This is a genomic window from Pedobacter gandavensis, from assembly GCF_014172405.1.
GTDB lineage: Bacteria > Bacteroidota > Bacteroidia > Sphingobacteriales > Sphingobacteriaceae > Pedobacter > Pedobacter gandavensis.
Genome location: NZ_WNXC01000002.1, coordinates 124111 through 143920, shown reverse-complemented (window position 1 = coordinate 143920; position 19810 = coordinate 124111). Strand labels below are relative to the sequence as shown.

The following is a 19810-nucleotide window of genomic DNA, read 5'->3' as shown; positions in this document are numbered from 1 at the left end:
ATGAAACGTTTAATCGATTTGACTAATACAAGCAAAGCCAAATTACTATTTGATCTCTTTCCTGAGGAATTACCTTTGTTTTTGGAGCATCTAAATAAAGTGTGTTATGATATTGAAGAGCGCAAAGAAGTTCATTTAAAGGAATGGAATAACGGTTTCATCCAATTTCATTTTTGGTTGGCTCTGTCAAATGAAATACTGGGTATTTTAAAACGTCATAAATCAATATGCAGAAAAGCAGTACTGTTTTTGCCGATCAACTATTTTTCACTAATACTTATATGTTTGTAAATGATCGAATTATAAAATATGGCGAGCATACAAGCGAGAATAATAGGTTTAAAATCGCCGTAAACCTACTTTATACGTCGTAATCAATAACCACAGTTCCAACCCCAAAAAGTCCGATTATGCCCTTATAGGTCATATATGGGCTTTTTGGCGGGGCTTCTAAGTGATCCTTTAAGTGATTTTTATCTAGCCTTTTAAGGTGAGAAATCATATCTCAGTTATTAACAAATATGGACGATATACTAACAAAAATGGATAACACCTTATGATGCTAAAAATATTAGTATAAATTTGTGCTGTAAAATGAATAGTTAAGTGATTTAGATATGAAAGAGAAGGATCAAACACCGCGCAATCTTAGTCATCATGAACGACAACCATCAAGTTTCAATAAAGTGATGCCCATAGTAAAAGAAGCAAAATTACAAAATATGTGGCTCTACAATAAATTGAACGGAAACTGGTATACACCAGATGAGTTTCAGACGAAGTATCAAAATAACGAGTATAATAATTTTGACGTTAGCCGAATATTGGAGAATATGGTGATACGGAACCCAATAGCAGGTGTTAATGCCTTTCACAAGCAGTTAAATAAAGAGCTGGAGGATTTGTCTACCGCAACTAAAATTCTTAGAGAAAGGGGAGAGGCGTTTGAAAAAAAAGTGATTGAATATTATCAGGGAAATGGAGCAAAGTAGCCCAATTGTTCTAACTAATATTTCATAGAAGTAATGAACGAGGAACAAACTATGAAATTTGATGCTTATTTATCTAGCTGGGCTAGAGAAAATAGGTATATAAGAAAATAAACGCTCTCACATAACCAATTGTTAGGTTTCAATGGTGACCAAGTTATGGTGAATTTAGACCTCCTGGCAAAGCCATATCATGAAAAGTTTATAATAGGGAAGCTTGGAAGCTACGCGAACAACCTTCTTGCCGTTCTTTCACTTGGAATAAGCCGTTTTTTTATAAATGAAGAAATTAAGCAAACGAAGTTATCTTTTCATTTCAAATTTAATAATATTCAACTTGTCAAGGATATTGAGTTGAAAGGTTAGGTGTTTGATAGTCAGCTTAGTTTGTTAATTAAAATTGCTAGATTAGATAAAATGGTATTAAATTCATTAATTTTTAAAAGTAACTCCTATGAAAATTTCAAGAAACATTAGCGTTATGGCCTGTCTACTTTTAATATTAACTATTACTTCCTGCTCTTCATCCTCTGAAATGAATAAGGAAATAGCAGGTAAGTATGCCTCTAGCAGTGAAAATAACTATGATTATTTTAAAGATACAATAGAAGTCAAGCCAACGGATGATGGGAAATTTGATATTCAAACAATTGCAAATTGGTCTGCCGCTAAAAAAGATGATCCTCAGCGGCCTAATAAAAATAAAAAAGCTGGTGTTTGGAATAATTATGGTATGGGTGAAATTGAAACTGCCACCCTACAAGCAAGTGATAAGACCCTTAGAATAACCGATCCAATGACTGGCACAGTAAAAGTCTTGACTGTTGATCTTGAAAAGAAGACAATAGAGGAAGTATTTAAAGACAGAACTAAAACAATCTACCATAAAGTAAAGTAGACGGTTGATCGTGAATTAACGTTAATGTGTTGCATCCAAGTGGTAACATTTGGGAATCTGGACTTAGACGTATTTACCGCTTAGATAGTTGGGAAACTGATTGATCGCCAATAATATAGTCTTCCCCTCACAGGCTCAGCCACCCTTCGTTGCAGTCTTTAAGGGTAGTAAATGATTTTTCAGGGAAGCCATGTACGATTGAAATAGTTACTCTAGTATCTATTCCATTTGTGGCTGTTCTACTCTGTGGAATGATGATTCCTAATCCTCTGCTGTCATAATGCTTATGAGGCGTTAGTAGGGGGAACCATTTACAACATTTGTTAGAAATGAACATATTCTTTATCGAGTTTTTAAAATTAGTAGATATAAAGTAATACTTTTGCATACTCGCATTTTTTTACTAAAAAAATTAGTATCATTGTTGCTCCATAAGTTCAAATTATTTAAATAAAATGAATTATTGTGAATAAAAAGAGGAACGTAATTACTTGTTTTATTGTGATAAAATCATTTACTTACAATAGGCAATTGATAAAATAACCACCAAAATAAAAACGATCTCCTAAATAAAAGCGTTATACTTTTACTTGGATCTCGTATTTTAAGATGAACAGGTTAAAATTGGAAACCATGATAGCTGAGAAAAAAAGATCAAATTTTATTAAAAATTCAATTTCCCCGCTTAAAGAGATTGCTGCCTACGAATCTTTATGGACTAATCGTAAAGCTAGTTTTAAGACTCTTTCGGAATTATTTGCCAGCCAGCCAGGAAGTCGACCATCTGATTTTGTTAAAGATATTGACATAGATGAAATTCTTCCGACAATTAAAAGATTGGTAATAAACAATCATTGTAAATATCCTATTAACCTTTTAATTAATAGCACTTTCGATTATCCTTCTAAATTGAAGGATGCCAAAGAACCTGTTGAAGTCTTGTATTATTCAGGTAACCTTGATTATTTGAATACAAGATCGGTTGCTATCGTTGGAAGTAGAAAGCCATCAGAAGGAGGTATGAAAAGGGCTGAGAAGTTAGCAAAACTTTTGGTTGAGGATGGTTTTACTATTGTATCAGGTTTAGCGCAGGGGATTGATACAGTAGCTCATAACACTGCAATAAAATGTAAAGGTAGAACAATTGCTGTCATTGGTACACCCCTAAATCAAGTCTATCCTAAAGAAAATGCTCACCTACAGGATTTTATAGCAAACAATCATTTGTTAATAAGTCAGGTTCCTTTTTATAGATATACTCAGCAAGGAATCCATGGTAACAGATTATTTTTTCCTGAGAGAAATAAGACTATGTCGGCCTTAACTGAAGCAACTATTATTATTGAGGCAGGCGAAACGTCAGGAACTCTAATCCAAGCTAGAGCCGCAATTCAACAAGGTCGTAAATTATTTATTCTTGAAAGTTGTTTTCTAAATAAAGCAATCACATGGCCAGAAAAATATGAAAAATTAGGGGCATATAGAGTTAAAGAATATAGTGATATTATAAACGTATTAAACGGTAATAATGAGCTATAAACCTTATGTAATTGACGAATTATTAAGAGATATACACTGTCATTTGTCCTCAGAAGATGAATGTTATTATTTAATGGTTTATACTTCAAAAGTTGGGTTTGCTTATAGTAACGAAAATAGTCTTATAAGCAATTTCAAAAAGAAATTGGATACCAGAGGAACTCCTCAATGGGCTCATAAGGGGCGGGCAATCCAGACATTAGGAAATGTATTTTATGATACACTTCCCTTAATTATTGATTTTACGAGTACAACGATAGTTCCAATTCCACCTTCAAAATCTAAGACTGATCCTTTATATGATAATAGGCTAAATCAGTTGCTGGAGATAGGTTGTAGAGGAAGGAATGCAGATGTTAGAAATTTAATTTTAATCGACCAAAGTGTTGAAGCAACTCATACCCTAGAGGAAATGGGTTTAAGAAGACCAACAATACCAGAAATAAAACGCAATTATAGGTTCGATAATGATCTTGTCCATAATCTTAAACCTACTATTATGTTGTTTGATGATGTTCTAACAACTGGTGCCCATTATATAGCATGTAAAGAAGTAATACAAGCTGGTTTTCCAAATGCAGACGTATATGGTGTGTTTATAGCAAGAAGAGAATTACCACCTGAAATATTGATGTAAAAACTAATTGGTGTTATAAGTTAAGTCAATAATTGTTTAGTTTAAAAATTAATCCAACAAATGAATATTCCTTTTTATTCTTCTCTTGAAGAGAAGAAAAAACATTTCAACCATGAGGTTATTGAAAATAAGATAGATCTTGATGACTTAATTCAAAAATGGACAGCATTGGATGACAGTAAAAGCTATGTTTTTAGAGGAGTTAACAATGCGAAGTTTAAACTTTATAATTCAGGACAACGTGCTTGGGTAGGGCAAGAGCTTGAAAAACTAGGGAAAACTTATGAAGAGTTTATTCAAGACGAGATAAATAATGCAAAGAATTTCCAAAATGGACTATTAATAAAGTTTTTTAGAGCATTTGGTCATACAGCATACGATTTTTCAATTTTAAGTTTTTTACAGCATTATAATGCACCAACCCCTCTTCTTGACTTTTCATATAATTTTGACTGTAGCCTTTTCTTCTGTATTGATGGGCTAACTCATAATCCTGCCACAGATATAGATAACTATTTTTCAGTTTATGCAATAGATACGAAACAACCAGATTTTATTTCAATTTTAAACCATATTGAAAGTCAAGTTGGAAGTATTGATCAAATAATCTCTACCAATCAAAAGTTTGATATAAACGATGAACCTATTACATCTAAAATAGCTGAGCTAAATTATAGTTATTTTGAGAAGTTAAAATTATTTTATTTACCGGGCTATAGTGGTGTTGGAGCAGGTTTTTCTATGCCAAGTAGACCGGATTTTAAATTGGTTTACAATCAACACAATCTGAATATTATTAATCAGGAAGGGTTATTTGTATTTAATCATGATCCAAGTCACCCTCTTGAGGATTTCTTTTCAGGAGGATTTACGAAATTTAATGGAACATTTTTATTAGGAAAAATACATTGTTGGGATATTCATAAATCCTTTAGTGAGTACATCATAAACTACCTAAGTTCAATGGGAATAACAAGAGATTTCATCTATCCACAAGAAGAATTTATTGCTTTGAATTCTTTTTTAGATTTTAAAAAAGACCTGTAACCCTTCTCAATCCAAGATGTCTGTTTACATATTGAATTGTATTAATTCAAATATTTGAATTTTAAGGGGTAATGATGTTAATCAAAATTAAGATAGGATCTGGATAAAATTCCATTCATGAACTCATCAAGTTGGATAATAGAAGGAGAAAATATTATGATCTAATTCTTAACTTAGGGATAAATTACGCTTTATGATAGAAGAAGGGAACTTAATTTATTACGATAAAGTATCACTTGTCGAAATGATGAAAGTGGTAGCACCAAAAAAAATTTCCGGGAAAAAGGGTAAATACGGTGGTTTTAACAATGGAATTTACAACCACAGTTTTTTTGAACATGGGTTCAATGGTAAATATGATGGTTTTATCTTTAAGGGGTGTAAATTTACAAATTGCATTTTTGAAAATATATTTGGTTTTTTCCTGTATTTCAAGGACTGCGAATTTCATAACTGTGATTTCAGGAATTCTCGTTTCTCACATGGCCAGTTCAGTTGGACAGGTCTCCAGTTCGAAAAATGTAGATTTAGAAATGTAGAAATTGATGAAGGTGATTTGGATAACGCATGGTTCTATGATTGCTATATTGTTGGACTTATTTTTTTAGGAGAAACCATGTTCAATGTGAATTGGGATAGGTGTCATATTGAAAATTCGCAATTCCAATCGGTCACATACTATTCAGAGGGTGAGAATATTGAAGAAACGGTTAATGACCTCTGCTTTAATGATTGTGAGATTGTGTTTAGTCATTTCATTAGCTCCGATTTCCGCAATAGTAAGTTTGATGGATGTAGGATATACTTAAGTTCATTTGTCGATTGTGTTCTATCAAACTCTACATTTGAATTAGGTGAGAATCCTAATAACCATAATTATGCTTCGATCGATTTTCAGAGTATTCTTAAAAGTGAATTGTCAGATCAACAGGTTCTAAAGGAGTATTTTAATATTAAAACTCCTCACTTTAAGGAGTATATCCAAAATATATCAAACGAGATAGCATATCGAACCATATTTATTTCTTACAGTTTTAAAGATGGGATATTCGCTAAAGCTGTGAGCGACATACTTCAAAAACATGGGGCTACATGTTTTCTTTGGGAAAAGGACGCTCCTGGGGGTGTCTATCTCGAGGATATAATGAAGAAGAATGTACAGGAGCATGAGACACTTCTCTTTATCTCATCCCAACACTCTTTAAAGAGCAAGGCCTGTCAGTTTGAATTGAGCCAAGGAAGGAAGAAACAGGAGGAAACTTGGAACAACACTCTTTTTCCAATACATATAGATAATTTTCTGTTTGAGGTGCAGGAGAACCAAATACGTCCAGTGACAATGCAGAAAGAGTATTGGGAAAATATCTGTGAATTACGTAGGACAAATTCAAAAGACTTTTCTAGCTATTCTAACGGGGTAATTAATTCTCAGCAATTGGAAAAGGATGTCATTAATCACATTCTTAAATTTTTACGTACTTCTTGAAAATTTCTACTAAGAGACATCAGTGCCTGTAAAGTAATTTGCATATTGTTCAGGAATGTCTAATGCCCTAAGAAAGCCTCTTGCCGCACTACCTTTCAAACGCGGCATAAGCATCTCATTCGAAGATTTCAACGAAAAATCGGGAAAAAAACTAAAACCGCAATTAGGTTCTAGCCCAATGCAATAAACATAACCACCTACGAGGAAGGAAGCTACATTAGGCCTGCCGTGCTGGTTGATCGTTGGGGTTGGAATTAAGTCAATTGGTGAATCGTTTGGACGATCAAGTCGTACTAATGCAATCTCATAGATAGCTGCATCTCCAGGATCATCAGTGATGATCATTTTCCTTAATTCAGACTCATGATCGGGAATATTTACACCTTTAAAAAAAAGATTTTTTGAAATATGAGCTCTCCATAATATTCCAAGAACGAATAGTTTAAAAGATTTGTAGTTGATATTAGAAAGAATAACAAAAGACATATCTGGGGTTTCACGATATTCGGTCATTTGAACTGGACTTTTATCTATAGGGGAATGAAATAAGGAATCTGCATATCGTTCATTTTTGCCTAATACCACATTGTCACAGTGCTGACAAAGGATACTTTTATCATAAAATCCAGTTTGATAATATTTTGGGATTGTATTTTTTTTTAGGTCTTGAAGGAATGTTCTCTTTGTTGTATCAAACACCCCCTTGTACATGAAACTAGAAAATATATGAGATTGATTAATTAGTTCTGTGTGTTGTCCGCAAAGTTTGCATTCTCCTTTTTTCATCGGTTACAATTTACGATTGTTTAATTTTAAAAAACAATTCCAGTGTGAGGTGGATAAAATTTGACACTAATTTACAAGGCAATAAGCTTGCAATGTTAAGCGAACTACTAACCCTGCCAAAATGGCTTAAGAATTTTTATGGATAGGAAATTGATCTTACTTGCCATTACTATAATTAATTAACTTTTTCAAAAACATGCGAATATTTAGAGAACAACCTATTGGTCAGCTTTTCCGTACTACTTTAAACAATATAGAAAGAGAAATCCAAGGATTATCTGAACAGAAATTATTAAATGCGGATTTGGAAACCCTTGCAACAGAAATAGCAACCAAATACAAAATTAATCCTGAATTGAGTATTTCAACAGAAAACTTATCACCCGAGGTGAAAATGGAGCCAATTCCAAATATGAGAAGGTACTTTGTTGCTACTGTAAAATATGGTTTTCCAATTCAAGGAAATGCAGATCTGTTTAAATACCAGCCACATAATCAGACACATATTGGCGATATCAGAGGCGAAATCATAAATAATCGATTTTTAATGATCACAATTTGGACGAGATGGTCTACGCCAGAACTTAATGAAAAGACAGAGAGGGAGGTTAAGGCACAGATTACTAATCAGATTGAAGATGTAAATAGCAATATAGAAAGGGTGAAATTGGAAGCTGAAGAATTTAATAACAGTATAACAGCTCCAGTTTTAGCCTCAATCACGACTAGAAAAGCAGAAATTATTGAAAAAAATAAACGCCGTGATCGTTTAAATCCATTTAATTAGTTGAGCCAAAATGAAGAGAGTATAGTATTATTCCTTTTATTATAAAGTAGCTCGGTTAGGGGCATTTGTATAGCAAATGAAAAATAGTGTTAATAAGAAAACAATCTTTTCTCAAAACCGACAATAATAGGTTCAATAAGGCTTAAGCGATCCATGTTTAACAATTCCCTCTCATGGGTAAGTAATAATGAATAGGAAGGCCTGGTTTTGGCTTTGCTATTCATTATTATGTAATCTGTAAATTTCACCAGTTTTATTTGGTTTTTCTTTTCGCTAAAATGCGATCGTAAACTTCTTTAGGAATGGATATCTTTGCAATCCCTATCAGGTCATTTTGAAATAGTTTCGATCTTAATATGGCTAGGGGTACCCAGCCGCAATTGGCAGATGTGCTAATTAACATTAGTTTTGGTTAATTCGAATTGACTTACAATTTCAACAGTTGCTCTATTAATGATAAATCAGAAGCATCTACGGATAGTTTTACTCCTGAAGGATATTCCAAAGTAACTAATTTTTGTAAGAACCTATCATTTGATGTTCGACTAGAATAGGCTACCTGGTCTTTGTCTCTTACGATCGTATAGTCTTGGCTATATGCATCAGGTCTTCCAATTGCGTAAATTTCGTTTTTTTTTTGCGCAGGTAAATTATGTTGGCTAATATGTAATAGTCCACTATTATTTTTCTCTACTATACCACTTTCTGTTATTGACAATTCTGAAAGTAGATCTATTTTACTGTTTGATAAGCGCCAATACTGTGAAAAAGGTCTCGGACGAAAATTAATTAACCATGCAAGAAGTTCTATGTTTTTTTCGCGGGTTTTAATGCCCTTTTTCAAAAAGTTGTAGAGAGGTTTGAATTTATCAGTGTCACATTTTTTGACAGCTAAATCTGATATTTCTTTTTCGTATGGAATTTCAAGAAATTCCTTTAGCATTCGATTATCTAAATAATCACACCCTGCTCCGAACAATAATTGGAATTCGTTGCGGATATTGGCGCAGCTAGGGTACATTAAATTTTTTGAAAGCTCTCCTGCCTTTTTTTTTTCTTCGTAGAAGCTTATTACCGCAAATCTGTATTTTTCTATCATAGTTAGAGAATTAGATATTAAATTTAGTGGAAATTATATGCCCGTGCATGTCTTTTTTCTAAGTTTAATCCATTTTACGGGAAACCGTAAAGCTTAGCTTTAGATAGTTTGTATCTTTCCCTCATGAAAACTCAAAAAGACCTCCCAGAGATGCGCTCACTAACCGAAAGAGTATTAAATGTGTATGTAGCGGGTTTTTTAGCCCCAACTATAACCACTGGTCATATTATTACAGTATTTGACTTAGTGGAACATAATCCTGACGGCAAGTCACGCTTGCAAAGACTTATAGAAGAAAAACTCACTAAAGAATTAACGTCGCAGGAGATTGAAGCAGCAATTGAACTACTAGAGGACTATCCATCAAGTAGCAACCTCATGTTCCAGCCTCTTCAATAGGTGATTTTTTTGTGTAATCTAACCCACTTCCTGAGTTCATTTCTAACTTTTAACAGTAACCTATATAGGTTCATTTGTAAATGAGGTAAGTAAAGAGGATTTCTTAATCCTTTAGTGTGAATTGAAAAGCATAAATTATTTTGTACCTGTTTCAATTCGATTAGGAAATCCAATAAAATAAATAAAAACACTACTTGATCTATGAAGGAAGACTGATGATCAAATCCCTATTTATATTATTTAATAATAAATGCTCATTTTTATCAAAACTAAATATCCGTAAATTTCAAAAATAGATATGCGAAAACCTTCTTTACTCCATGTAGTTTTAGATTCTAACCAATTTAGAAAGGATATAACATTCAGTAAAACCGAATTGGTTTATATTAAAAAATTAGGATCGGAAAATTTAGTACAATTACATATTCCTTGGATGATATATAAGGAGTCCACCTCAAACTCCATAAAACTTTTAAATGATGATATTAAAATTATTGTCGAAAAGTTGAAAGGTTTTAAGCGAAAAGGAATGCACGAACTAAATTCTAAAGAATTTGTAAATATTGCTGACCAAATAAATGAAAAATTACCAGACGTAACTCCTTCAGTAGAAAGACTTTGGAGTGAGTATATTAAAGAATCAAAAGCCATTCTCTATGAAAATAATCCGAAATATTTTAAGCCAGTATTTGATAACTATTTTACAGGAGGAAAACCATTTCAAACGTTAAAAAATCGTGCTGACATACCAGACGCATTTATTTACCAAAATATAATGGAAATATCAGCAAAGAATGTTGTGTACTTTATTAGCGAAGATATAAAATTCACGAAACAATTTAGTGATTTGAGTAACGTTGTTGTTTTTAAGGAAATTTCTGGACTTTTTGAATCTGAGTGTTTTAAGGGTGTTAAAGCTTTTTACGAAAAGCAAGTTGAATTAGAAGTGCAAAAACTAGCGTTGCTGGAAAGGAAGGAGGAAATTAATATTCTGGTATTAAACCATATAGACGAAGCAGATATATTTGATATAGATGATGATGATTCAGCGGAAACGACAATTTACAGTCTGGATGAAATTCATATTGAAATAATTGAATCAGAGATTAATATCATTGGGGAATTATTTTATGTTCCAATAAAGGTTAGTGGAATAGCAGATATAGGGTTCCTAATTTCTAAATCGGAAGTTATATCCATGCAAGACAGCGCTCCATTTAGCGTGGAAGAGTGGAATGACAATCTCTTTTTAGCCAGCCAAGAAAATGTTCGTGTCTCATTTAATTATGATCTAACAATACCAGTCTCAGATATTACAGAAGAGTATTTAGATATCGAATTTGGAAGTCCAGAGAATTTAACTTTTGACGATAGTTCAAACTAAAACTAATATATGTTTTGCTTTTTTAATTGGTTGTTTCATGGGACTTAATGCTGTTTTCCGTCAGTAGTAAATGAAGCTTGGAAGGTATTTATCATTGGAGATGCTCTAGAGAAGTTCTATCATTCTTATATCAGCGGATACTTTGACGCCAAATGGGGAGAAAACCAGTAAATCTAAGGTAATTTTAATTGATTTTCTTTAAGTCTTATAGAGTTGTTTTGTAAATCTATATAACTATCAATATGATCAATGTTATATTTATCTAGCTGAGAAGTTAACTGTTTGATTGTCTCTTTGTGTTTTTTATTCATTTTTGCACCGTATATAATCCCAACTAGGCTTTGTGGATCGAAGGAAACTGCCCTGTCTGTTTGTCCTTTTTCAATTCTAATATGTTCACGAATTTCATGTTCATAAGTCCATATTTTGTTCTTTGAATAAAGTATATCTGTAATCTCAAAATAGCCAGAACCATCATAGAACTTTTTAACTAATGAATTCCTGTATTTAACTTTGTCGCCTGAAAACACTAAGTGCTCTTTTTCAACATCTTTCCAAGTGTCAAAAACGAGACAAAGACCAGTAGCATCCTTTGCATAATGAGCCCACATCAACTTATTGTCATACTTTTCCGTAAAGCAACATACCCCCTGTTGTTTTGAAAAAGAGTTCATAAAATGGTGCTCTTCCAAGTCTTTGAGAAATTGATCTTTCGGCGGCATTATAAACGCCCTTGCATAATCCTCAAATGGCAAAGCTTGTGTTTGAGCATTATCTTTTCCATAATAGAATTCAATTATTTCCCAATCTAATGGATCTGCATCAATTTTATAACGGCAATCAAATGGATCATTAAATGAATTAGGATCGGAGAACCATAAGCTATTATTAGTTAATAGTGTAGTTATGTTTTCATTATACGTTAGGTATTTGAATAAATATCTATTTTTGGTTTTTTTTGGAGCAAAATAATAATGGGATAATTTTTCAATAAAACTATCTGAAAATGATTTGGAAAATATATCAGTTTCTAAAATAGCCCCTTTTGATTTTAAAAATGAATACTCTTTGACAAAAGGATCATTTTGTAGAAGCTTTTGATATTCATCCTCAAATAATATTCTGTTAGACATTTTTGCAGTAACAGTCAATACTATTTTAGTGTTAATTTTTTGAATCCCTATTTCTTTTAGGAATTTGCAGTTCTTGCTAAAGTAAAGAACTATCTCATTGCAAAATCGATTAATTCTATAATTGTATGATTGTTGTAAAATGTTTCGGTCTTGAAACAGCTTATTTGGTAAGTAACTCATGTTTGCGGGCGTAAACCAAAATTTAGGAAAAACATGTTACTAAAGATTATTTTTGAAACTTTAGTTAAACAGTTACCTTTAATTATGGATGAACAAGTACGCAATTCTATTTTAGTAAAACTAGGAATTACCAAAGAAAAATTTAATGAACTTAGTTTGGGTTGGGAGGAATTGGAGAAAATCTATAATTCACATGTAAAACAAACTCCGGAATTAGAAAAGGCATGTGTTTCTATCGCAAATAGTCTCATGTCTAATAAAAATGTTCATTCTGTGCGATATAGGGTCAAAGACTCAATCGGATTAATATCAAAAATTATAAGGAAAAGAATTGCTAATCCTGATCGAATTATTAACCATGATAATTATATAGATGAAGTTACCGATTTAATGGGGGTTAGAGCAATACATTTAATGAAAAGCCATTGGACAGAAGTTGATACTAATATTACTGATCAATGGGATTTGAAGGAGACTAAAACCGCTTACATTAGAAAGGGAGATTCTGAAGAAATTCAGAGTGAGTTTTCTAAACGTGGTTTTGAAGTTAAGGAACATCCGTTTGGTTATAGATCATTACATTATATAATAAAAACTAAGCCTGGGAAAAAAGAGCTTTTTGTAGAAATTCAAGTTAGAACAATTTTTGAAGAAGGTTGGAGCGAAATTGATCATAATGTCAGATATCCAAATGAAACTGAAAACGAGATTTTTGGTGAATTTCTCTCAATTTTTAACCGTATTGCTGGCAGTGCTGATGAAATGGGTTCTTTTATTATGAATTTAAAGATTGATCAATATAAAAATCGAATTGATTCACTTAGAAAACTAAAATTGAAAGATCTCAAAATAAAGGAATTGGAAGATAAGATCAGTAGTCTTAAAATTGATGAAAATGTTAAGATAGATATTGTTCAATCACTTAGAGGAATAGATATTATGAATTCACTTACTTTTAAAGAAAGGCCTGCTAACTATGCTGGTCGTTTGAAAAATGAATTCGCTGAAATTGCGAAAAGTTTTAATATGGCATCTTCAAAAAATTATCTACCTATTAACATTGATGAGGAAAAATTCCCAACAGGAGAGGATGATAGAAACTTTTAGAATAGGAAATGAGAATTATGAATTATAACTCAATGGAAAATGGAGCATAAAAAAAGTTGGAAAGTCGAATGTAATTTACATATGGAAAAGATCTATTCCAAAATAATACCTGTTTCAAATATTTCAGAAAAAAATCTGAAACTTCTCATGAACTATTTGTTGTCAAAGTATTCTTTGGAAGATGAAGAAGTTGCTAATAATTATATTAATATCCCTTTTAAAAAGAAAACAAGGCAAATTAATATTCAAAGATTTAATTCCATGAATAATGGTAATGTTCATATTTCATTTTTGGCAGACTCAGCGGGCTATTCGGTTACTGCAACACTTATAGATAGTGAGTAATATGGTTGCTGCTTGGAATGACACTAACTTGGTCTTGTAATGAAAACTAAACTATAAGATATAAAAGCACTTATGAAATAATAACGTTTTTGTTTAAAGTTTATTTTGCTGTATGGCACCAAAAAGCTATCTTTGAGCCATCAAATAAGCAGTTATTTATATCTTTACTGTCAGAAGATAGTTATACAAGTAAATAAAACACTTTAAGCTGATTTGATTTGAAATGAATTATGCCCTAATCTACACCCTCTTTTTTTTTGAGATTGTAAGTTATTGAAAATAAGATACTTAAAGGGTCGGTAAGGCATCCTGCCACCCCGACTTAAAATGTTAAAAATTGAAAAAGAGGCTTTTGCCTCTTTTTTCGTTTATACAGCTTTTACCCAGTCCGAAAGAAAGTTTAAATCCTTTGATACATTCTAGGGCAATATATAGCCTCCATTTTTACGATCTTCCTTCTGAATATTTTCCGCTACGCTATATCTTATATCGTTATGGAACTATTGTATATAATTAGGTGTATTTGTTTGTAATCGTTGCAAATACATATAATGAAAACCAGGATGTACGTAGGAAAATATTCATTATTTTTATATACATAAATAATATAAAAATGATGAAACAAGCATTAATCGGTGAATTCATGCATGAAGCAGAAAACACAAGAAAATTATTATCAATGATTCCGGACAGTGCATTGGAATACCGTCCGCAACCACATCTTTGGTCGGTCGGTCAGCTGGCTTCGCATATTGCCGAAGTATACAACTGGTATGGACCTACATTTGCACAGGATGAATTTGATATGGGGTCTTATAAATATGACAAAGGTGATATTAGTAAAGCCGCTAACATCCTGGGAAAGTTTGAAGAAAATGTTGCAAATGCAAAGACTGTAATAGAAAATTCTGATGAATCTCAGTATATGAATACTTGGATAATGTCTGCAGGAGGTAGTCCAATTATACCACCAATGCCGAAAATTCAGGTGATCAGAGGATTTCTTTATAATCATTTATATCATCATCGCGGAGAGCTTATCGCGCATCTCAGGGCGACGGGAAATAAAGTGCCTTCTCTGTACGGCCCTACTTATGAGGAATCCCAACAATCCTAAACTTTGTAAAACAAGGTTGTTATTTACTGCAAGAGCCCGGTATTGTACCGGGCTCTTTGCATTTAGTTTCAATTTTATTGTTATTTCCTAAATCCTTTACTCATACTTATAAGACCTGATACTCACCGTGATCAACACCTTTACTTATCCATAATGATATACCTAGGATAGGATTCCCGATTAGGCAATTCAAATTCTTCGTCGAAAGGTTGCAGTCCTGTTCCATTGTTGTATAATGCCACCCGTTTTACACCAGTTGCTGTGCTGCCACCAATGCCATTGATTACATCTAAGATATTACCTGTACCCGCAAAACGAGTGATACACATTTTTTCAAGTTTCACACCCGGCCTATTGGGTATTTCAAAGCCATTTTTCTTATTCACTTTGCCATCTGTTCCTGTTAAAACTGCGTACGAACCTAATCCTATACTATGGTGTTCTTTTACTGTATTAGCTACCTTGAATGCCGAATACCCCTCAACTTTACCTCCCTGACTGCTCCAACTTGCTTGATTAGGGGCATCGTATGGTGGCTCATTTTGGAAGAAATAGGTTCTGCCACGTTCTCCTAGCCATAATACTTCATATTCTTGATAGTGTTCCGCAAATAAGGCATATAATGTGACATCATCGCCAGTCACAATCAACCCGTTTTTACACCTATCCCTTAGCCAACGGGCATTTCCGCCAGATTGCGAACCATGGTCAGCACGCCACAGCCAGAAGTGGTCGCCAACCACATTGTTGCTGTTTATTTGCATAGAGGTATGGATCTGAATATTTTTTGATTGAACGCCACCAACTCTACAAGTGATGTCTGTAAGCAAGATCGGGTTTGCAACATGGTCTGCATTTGCATCTTCGGCACCAATTCTAACTTGATAAGTTGTACTATTGAATGAATCCATCAGAAGTCCGGCAATGATAATTCCATCCTTGTCATCCGCATAGATACATCCCCAGGTATTTTTCTCAGTAGGCTCTAAGGTTACCGAAGCTATACCCGCACCCAGTAGTATAGCATCTTTTCTATTCACTTGAATAGGAGCGTTCAGCGCATAATGTCCTGGGCTGAAGAATATATTTTTACCAGCTTTTAATGCATTATTGATCTCTACATCGGTATCGCCTGCTTTGGCAACATACCAGTCGGTCAACAAATCTTGAATTTTGCCTTTGCCCATAGCTGTTGCCGACCAGGAAACGCCAACTCTATCCTTCTGCCATGCTGGAACAAATACTTTGTATTCGCCATCATCATCTATAAAAAGAAAAGGTTTTTCTCGGATGATCGGAGTAGTTGAAATTGGAGCGTTGGTGTCATCCGCTTTTGGAGGATTAATGCAGCCTTGCCAAACCATACTATAAGAACCTCCCATCGCTCCAGAACCTGCAGGGAAAGTCGCATTCCTTGTGTACCATTGTTGTTGTCCAGCCCAGTTTGGTCTGGATGAGGTATAATGAGTGTCGGCAATAAAACCACCGCTGCCCCAAAAATTGTCTTTTCCAACATCTGAAATATATTTAGATGTGCTTTCAATTGACATCCTTCTTGCACTTGTGGATTGAGAAACTGTCCATGCAAAATCGCGCATCACGGTCACATTTTCCATGGAACGCCAAAATGTACAGGTTGCATTTGCTCCACCAGACAGGTGAGGTCTAGTGAATACAGCGCCTAATTTAACCGCTTCTGGTACTTTTCCTAAACCTCCAATGTGCGCGTAAAAACCTAATTCTATTGCGTTGGCAGTAGCTGATGATGCTGAACCAGAGCCACCAGAATCATAAGTCTGACCATTCACATTCGCTTTGAAATAATAGGCCTGACGCTTTGTAGTCCATTCTCCATTTGATCCGCCTAAACCAATAGTACCAAATTGAGAATTGATTTCCTTTCTTGCAGTCTCTGCTTTTTCATACTTTCTATCGTAGAAATACATATTGCTGCCAAAAATTTGACCCTCTAGCGAAATAATTATGCTGATACCGTTGCGCGTAACTTTATAATAGTTTTCGTATTTAGCTGCATTTGGCTTATTATCTGTAAATGTCAATTTAGAGGTTGAACCCAGCGATACAAAATTTGATGCCAAACGACTTCCTCCTCTTGTGATGACATAGTTTCCTGAAACGCCAAATGCTGGCCAGGATAAAGCAATGCTTTGTTTCTTCTTGTTGTAAACAATCTTGCCCTCTATTTTATGCTCCTGATTTATTTCATCAGATGAATAGGAGGATACGAAACTGCATAGTATCAATATAAACGTAAATGCGGTAAATACAGAGGTTGCTTTTTTACTCATAAGAATAGCCTTTTTTATGATTTCTATTGTTTGGGTAAAAATATCACATCTGTGCCACATTCCCTACTCATACTTCAGCGCATCAATGGTATTCGCACTAGCCGCCTTATAAGACCTGATACTTACCGTGATCAAGGTGATCAGCATAGAAATGCACATGGCAAGCACAAAAGGCCAAAAACTCAGCTCTATTCTATAGGCAAAAGTAGACAGCCAGTTGGAAACAAAGAGGTAAGCCAGTGGCCAGGCCACCAGATTTGCCAGAAAAACCATAACTAAGAATGATCCGTTTAGCATTTTAACCAATTCGAACGTAGAAGCACCCAATACTTTTCTAATGGCCACCTCTTTTGTCCTTTGTGCAGCAACAAAGGAGATTAAACCAAATAAACCGATAAAAGAGATGAAAATAATGATACCCGCGAAAACCTTGAATAAGATGCCCATGATCGCTTCACTCTCGTAATAACTATTGATCCTTTCCTCCACAAAGCTAGCATCATAGACACTGTTAGGGAAAGTTACATTCCATAAGGCTTCAATTTGTTTCATCGCAGGAACCATCTGTTCGCCGCCTTCCAGCTTTATAGCAGCGCTCCAATATTGGCTTTTATCTGAAGAAATGGCCAATCCGGAAATATGCTCTTTTAAAGATTTATCATTGTAATCTTTTACCACACCAACAATAGGGACATTGATATCTGAAGTTTTAATCATCTTGCCAATTGCATCCTGTGGGTTAGTAATACCTACTTTTTTAAGAAAGGTTTCATTCACGACATAACCAGTAGTCGTATCGCTTTTTGTAAAGATCTTGCCCGCAATGATTTTCAAGTCAAACAACTTAAAATAGTTTTCATCTGCTTTACAATTTCTTAGTTCAAAATCATTATTCCGCATGCCATTAAAAGTAAAATCAGTTGAATTTACGTCCTGGGAAAGCGGAGGTACCTGGCAATAACTGAGTAGCTGTACACCTGGAATTTGCAGGATCTGTGCTTTGAATATATCCCGTTTGCTATGACTTGTACTGTCCCCAGGCATGCCAACTATGGCTACCGCAGTTGTACTAAATCCCAATGGTTTTTGCTGTAAATATTCCATCTGACGAACGATTACCAAAGTACCAATAATCAGAATGATGGTAATGGCAAACTGTACAACCACTAAGACTTTACGCAAACTCAAGCCGTTGTTGTTGAGTGTAACCTTATTTTTTATAGCCAGTGCCGGATTAAAACCTGATATGATCATTGCCGGATAGAAACCTGCTAAAAAGCTCACAAATATCACCAGCAAGGTCATGAATACAAAAATAATGGGACTGCCAAACAGACTGAATGTGATTTGGTTTTTGAATAGATTCTGCATGGAAGGAATCGCAAGCTCTGTAAGCATACAGGCAAATAACAAGGCAATGAGTACTAAGGCGAAAGTTTCAGTTAAGAATTGCAGGATAAGCTGCTTACGTTTACCTCCCATGACTTTGCGAACACCAACTTCTTTAGATCTGTTAACCGCTTGAGCAGTGTTTAAATTGATAAAGTTGATGCAAGCCGTACAGATTAAAAATAAACCAATGATGGAAAGGCCATAAATTTGATGCTTACTAATCGTCGAATTGGCGAAATTATCATAAAGTTCAGCAAAATGGATCTCTTTTAAAGGCTGAAGTCTGTTCATTTGGTTACCTGCAATCTTTTGATCTGCGTAATGTGTTTTATTGAACTTTGTCAGCGTCTCTTGTAGGTCTGAGCTTTTTAGGCCTTCTTTCAGCAAGACATAACTGCTGTTGCTTGAAGAGGTACAATCCCAGCAAGTGCTGTTCCGCTCAGAAAAATTTTTGTAGCTAATGACTATTTTTAAAGGAAAACTACTGTTTTGAGGCATATCCTTAAATATTCCAGTCACCTTTAATTCCATTTTAGTGCCAACCCTGATGCTTTTGCCCATTGCATTTTGAGTATTCCCAAAATATTTGATGGCAGTAGCTTGCGATAAAGCGACGGTATTAGGCTCCTTTAAGGCCTCAGTTGGTTTACCATACTGCCAGTCTATCTGAATTACCTCAAAAAACGATGGTTCTGCATAGTAAATATCCTCCCGACTTTTTATAATTTCTTTGCCTTCTTTATCATTAACATGGATTACATTTCCTCCTTTTGCTATCGCACCTATCTTTTCTATTCCCGAAATTTCATTTCTGGCTGCCGAAGTAACAGGTATGGGCACCCCTGAAGAATAATCGTTAAAAGCATTGTATTTCCAATCTGTAACCAGCCGATAGATCCGGTCCTCATTTTTATAGCCCTCATCAAAGCTCAGTTGGAAACGGATAAAGATAAAAATCAGGATACAGCTTGCCATGCCAATAGAAAGACCAAGAATATTAATCAAGGTGTAACTCTTGTTTTTCCAGAGGTTGCGCAAAGCAATTTTTAAATTAATCCTAAACATATCCGTATTTTTTGCTACCATTCGCCAATGATATGCCAAACTTAAATATAGGCAATAATCAAGGTTTAATCCCATTTGCTAATTTCAAACTGTTCGTTAATGCACAGCAGT

The 19810-nt window shown here is 34.2% G+C and carries 18 protein-coding genes; 13 read left to right on the top strand and 5 right to left on the bottom strand.

Annotated features, from left to right (window positions below; genetic code table 11):
• The 7 genes from GM920_RS08430 (at window position 1) to GM920_RS08400 (ending at window position 6596) form a co-directional block, all read left to right on the top strand.
• Entirely contained in the window at window positions 1-291 is a 291-nt protein-coding gene (locus GM920_RS08430; RefSeq protein ID WP_182955706.1) for a hypothetical protein, read from the top strand.
• A gap of 326 nt (window positions 292-617) precedes the next feature.
• Complete coding sequence (locus GM920_RS08425) at window positions 618-992, top strand: hypothetical protein (protein WP_182955704.1); 375 nt, start codon at window positions 618-620, stop codon at window positions 990-992.
• A 451-nt stretch (window positions 993-1443) separates the two neighbouring features.
• Window positions 1444-1887 carry a hypothetical protein gene (locus GM920_RS08420; protein ID WP_182955702.1) on the top strand — a complete coding sequence of 148 codons (444 nt, stop codon included), beginning with the start codon at window positions 1444-1446 and terminating at the stop codon, window positions 1885-1887.
• A gap of 633 nt (window positions 1888-2520) precedes the next feature.
• A complete protein-coding gene (locus GM920_RS08415) occupies window positions 2521-3426 on the top strand; it encodes a DNA-processing protein DprA (protein ID WP_182955700.1) in 906 nt (301 codons plus the stop codon).
• Complete coding sequence (locus tag GM920_RS08410) at window positions 3416-4063, top strand: hypothetical protein (RefSeq protein ID WP_182955698.1); 648 nt, start codon at window positions 3416-3418, stop codon at window positions 4061-4063. Before GM920_RS08415 ends, GM920_RS08410 begins: the two co-directional genes overlap by 11 nt.
• A 60-nt stretch (window positions 4064-4123) precedes the next feature.
• Window positions 4124-5110, top strand: coding sequence for an FRG domain-containing protein (locus tag GM920_RS08405; RefSeq protein WP_182955697.1), 987 nt, complete (start codon window positions 4124-4126; stop codon window positions 5108-5110).
• A gap of 193 nt (window positions 5111-5303) precedes the next feature.
• A complete protein-coding gene (locus GM920_RS08400) occupies window positions 5304-6596 on the top strand; it encodes a toll/interleukin-1 receptor domain-containing protein (RefSeq protein ID WP_182955695.1) in 1293 nt (430 codons plus the stop codon).
• Window positions 6597-6605: 9 nt separating this feature from the next.
• Here GM920_RS08400 and GM920_RS08395 read toward each other — a convergent pair whose 3' ends face one another.
• On the bottom strand, window positions 6606-7382 hold the full coding sequence (locus GM920_RS08395) for a hypothetical protein (protein ID WP_182955693.1): 777 nt from the start codon (window positions 7380-7382) through the stop codon (window positions 6606-6608).
• 196 nt (window positions 7383-7578) lie between these two features.
• Here GM920_RS08395 and GM920_RS08390 point away from each other — a divergent pair, with 196 nt between their 5' ends.
• On the top strand, window positions 7579-8169 hold the full coding sequence (locus GM920_RS08390; RefSeq protein WP_182955692.1) for a hypothetical protein: 591 nt from the start codon (window positions 7579-7581) through the stop codon (window positions 8167-8169).
• A gap of 427 nt (window positions 8170-8596) precedes the next feature.
• On the opposite strand, the gene GM920_RS08385 is transcribed toward GM920_RS08390, so the two are convergent.
• On the bottom strand, window positions 8597-9268 hold the full coding sequence (locus GM920_RS08385; protein WP_182955689.1) for a hypothetical protein: 672 nt from the start codon (window positions 9266-9268) through the stop codon (window positions 8597-8599).
• A gap of 123 nt (window positions 9269-9391) precedes the next feature.
• Between GM920_RS08385 and GM920_RS08380 the strand changes: the two genes are divergently transcribed.
• Together GM920_RS08380 and GM920_RS08375 are read left to right on the top strand one after the other, a co-directional pair.
• Window positions 9392-9667, top strand: coding sequence for a hypothetical protein (locus GM920_RS08380; RefSeq protein WP_182955686.1), 276 nt, complete (start codon window positions 9392-9394; stop codon window positions 9665-9667).
• Window positions 9668-9965: 298 nt separating this feature from the next.
• Complete coding sequence (locus GM920_RS08375) at window positions 9966-11051, top strand: PIN domain-containing protein (protein ID WP_182955684.1); 1086 nt, start codon at window positions 9966-9968, stop codon at window positions 11049-11051.
• A 173-nt stretch (window positions 11052-11224) separates the two neighbouring features.
• Here GM920_RS08375 and GM920_RS08370 read toward each other — a convergent pair whose 3' ends face one another.
• A complete protein-coding gene (locus GM920_RS08370; RefSeq protein ID WP_182955681.1) occupies window positions 11225-12364 on the bottom strand; it encodes a DUF2971 domain-containing protein in 1140 nt (379 codons plus the stop codon).
• A gap of 33 nt (window positions 12365-12397) precedes the next feature.
• Here GM920_RS08370 and GM920_RS08365 point away from each other — a divergent pair, with 33 nt between their 5' ends.
• From GM920_RS08365 to GM920_RS08355, 3 genes are all read left to right on the top strand, one after another.
• Window positions 12398-13471, top strand: coding sequence for a RelA/SpoT domain-containing protein (locus GM920_RS08365; protein WP_182955679.1), 1074 nt, complete (start codon window positions 12398-12400; stop codon window positions 13469-13471).
• 39 nt (window positions 13472-13510) lie between these two features.
• The gene (locus GM920_RS08360; protein ID WP_182955677.1) at window positions 13511-13816 is read left to right on the top strand and encodes a hypothetical protein; all 306 of its coding nucleotides are present in this window, start codon (window positions 13511-13513) and stop codon (window positions 13814-13816) included.
• 613 nt (window positions 13817-14429) lie between these two features.
• The gene (locus GM920_RS08355; protein ID WP_182955674.1) at window positions 14430-14933 is read left to right on the top strand and encodes a DinB family protein; all 504 of its coding nucleotides are present in this window, start codon (window positions 14430-14432) and stop codon (window positions 14931-14933) included.
• A gap of 140 nt (window positions 14934-15073) precedes the next feature.
• Here the strand turns inward: GM920_RS08355 and GM920_RS08350 are convergent, their stop codons facing one another.
• Together GM920_RS08350 and GM920_RS08345 are read right to left on the bottom strand one after the other, a co-directional pair.
• Window positions 15074-17242 carry a hypothetical protein gene (locus GM920_RS08350; RefSeq protein ID WP_182955671.1) on the bottom strand — a complete coding sequence of 723 codons (2169 nt, stop codon included), beginning with the start codon at window positions 17240-17242 and terminating at the stop codon, window positions 15074-15076.
• Window positions 17243-17305: 63 nt separating this feature from the next.
• The gene (locus tag GM920_RS08345; protein ID WP_235964486.1) at window positions 17306-19720 is read right to left on the bottom strand and encodes an ABC transporter permease; all 2415 of its coding nucleotides are present in this window, start codon (window positions 19718-19720) and stop codon (window positions 17306-17308) included.
• Window positions 19721-19810 lie beyond the last annotated feature (90 nt).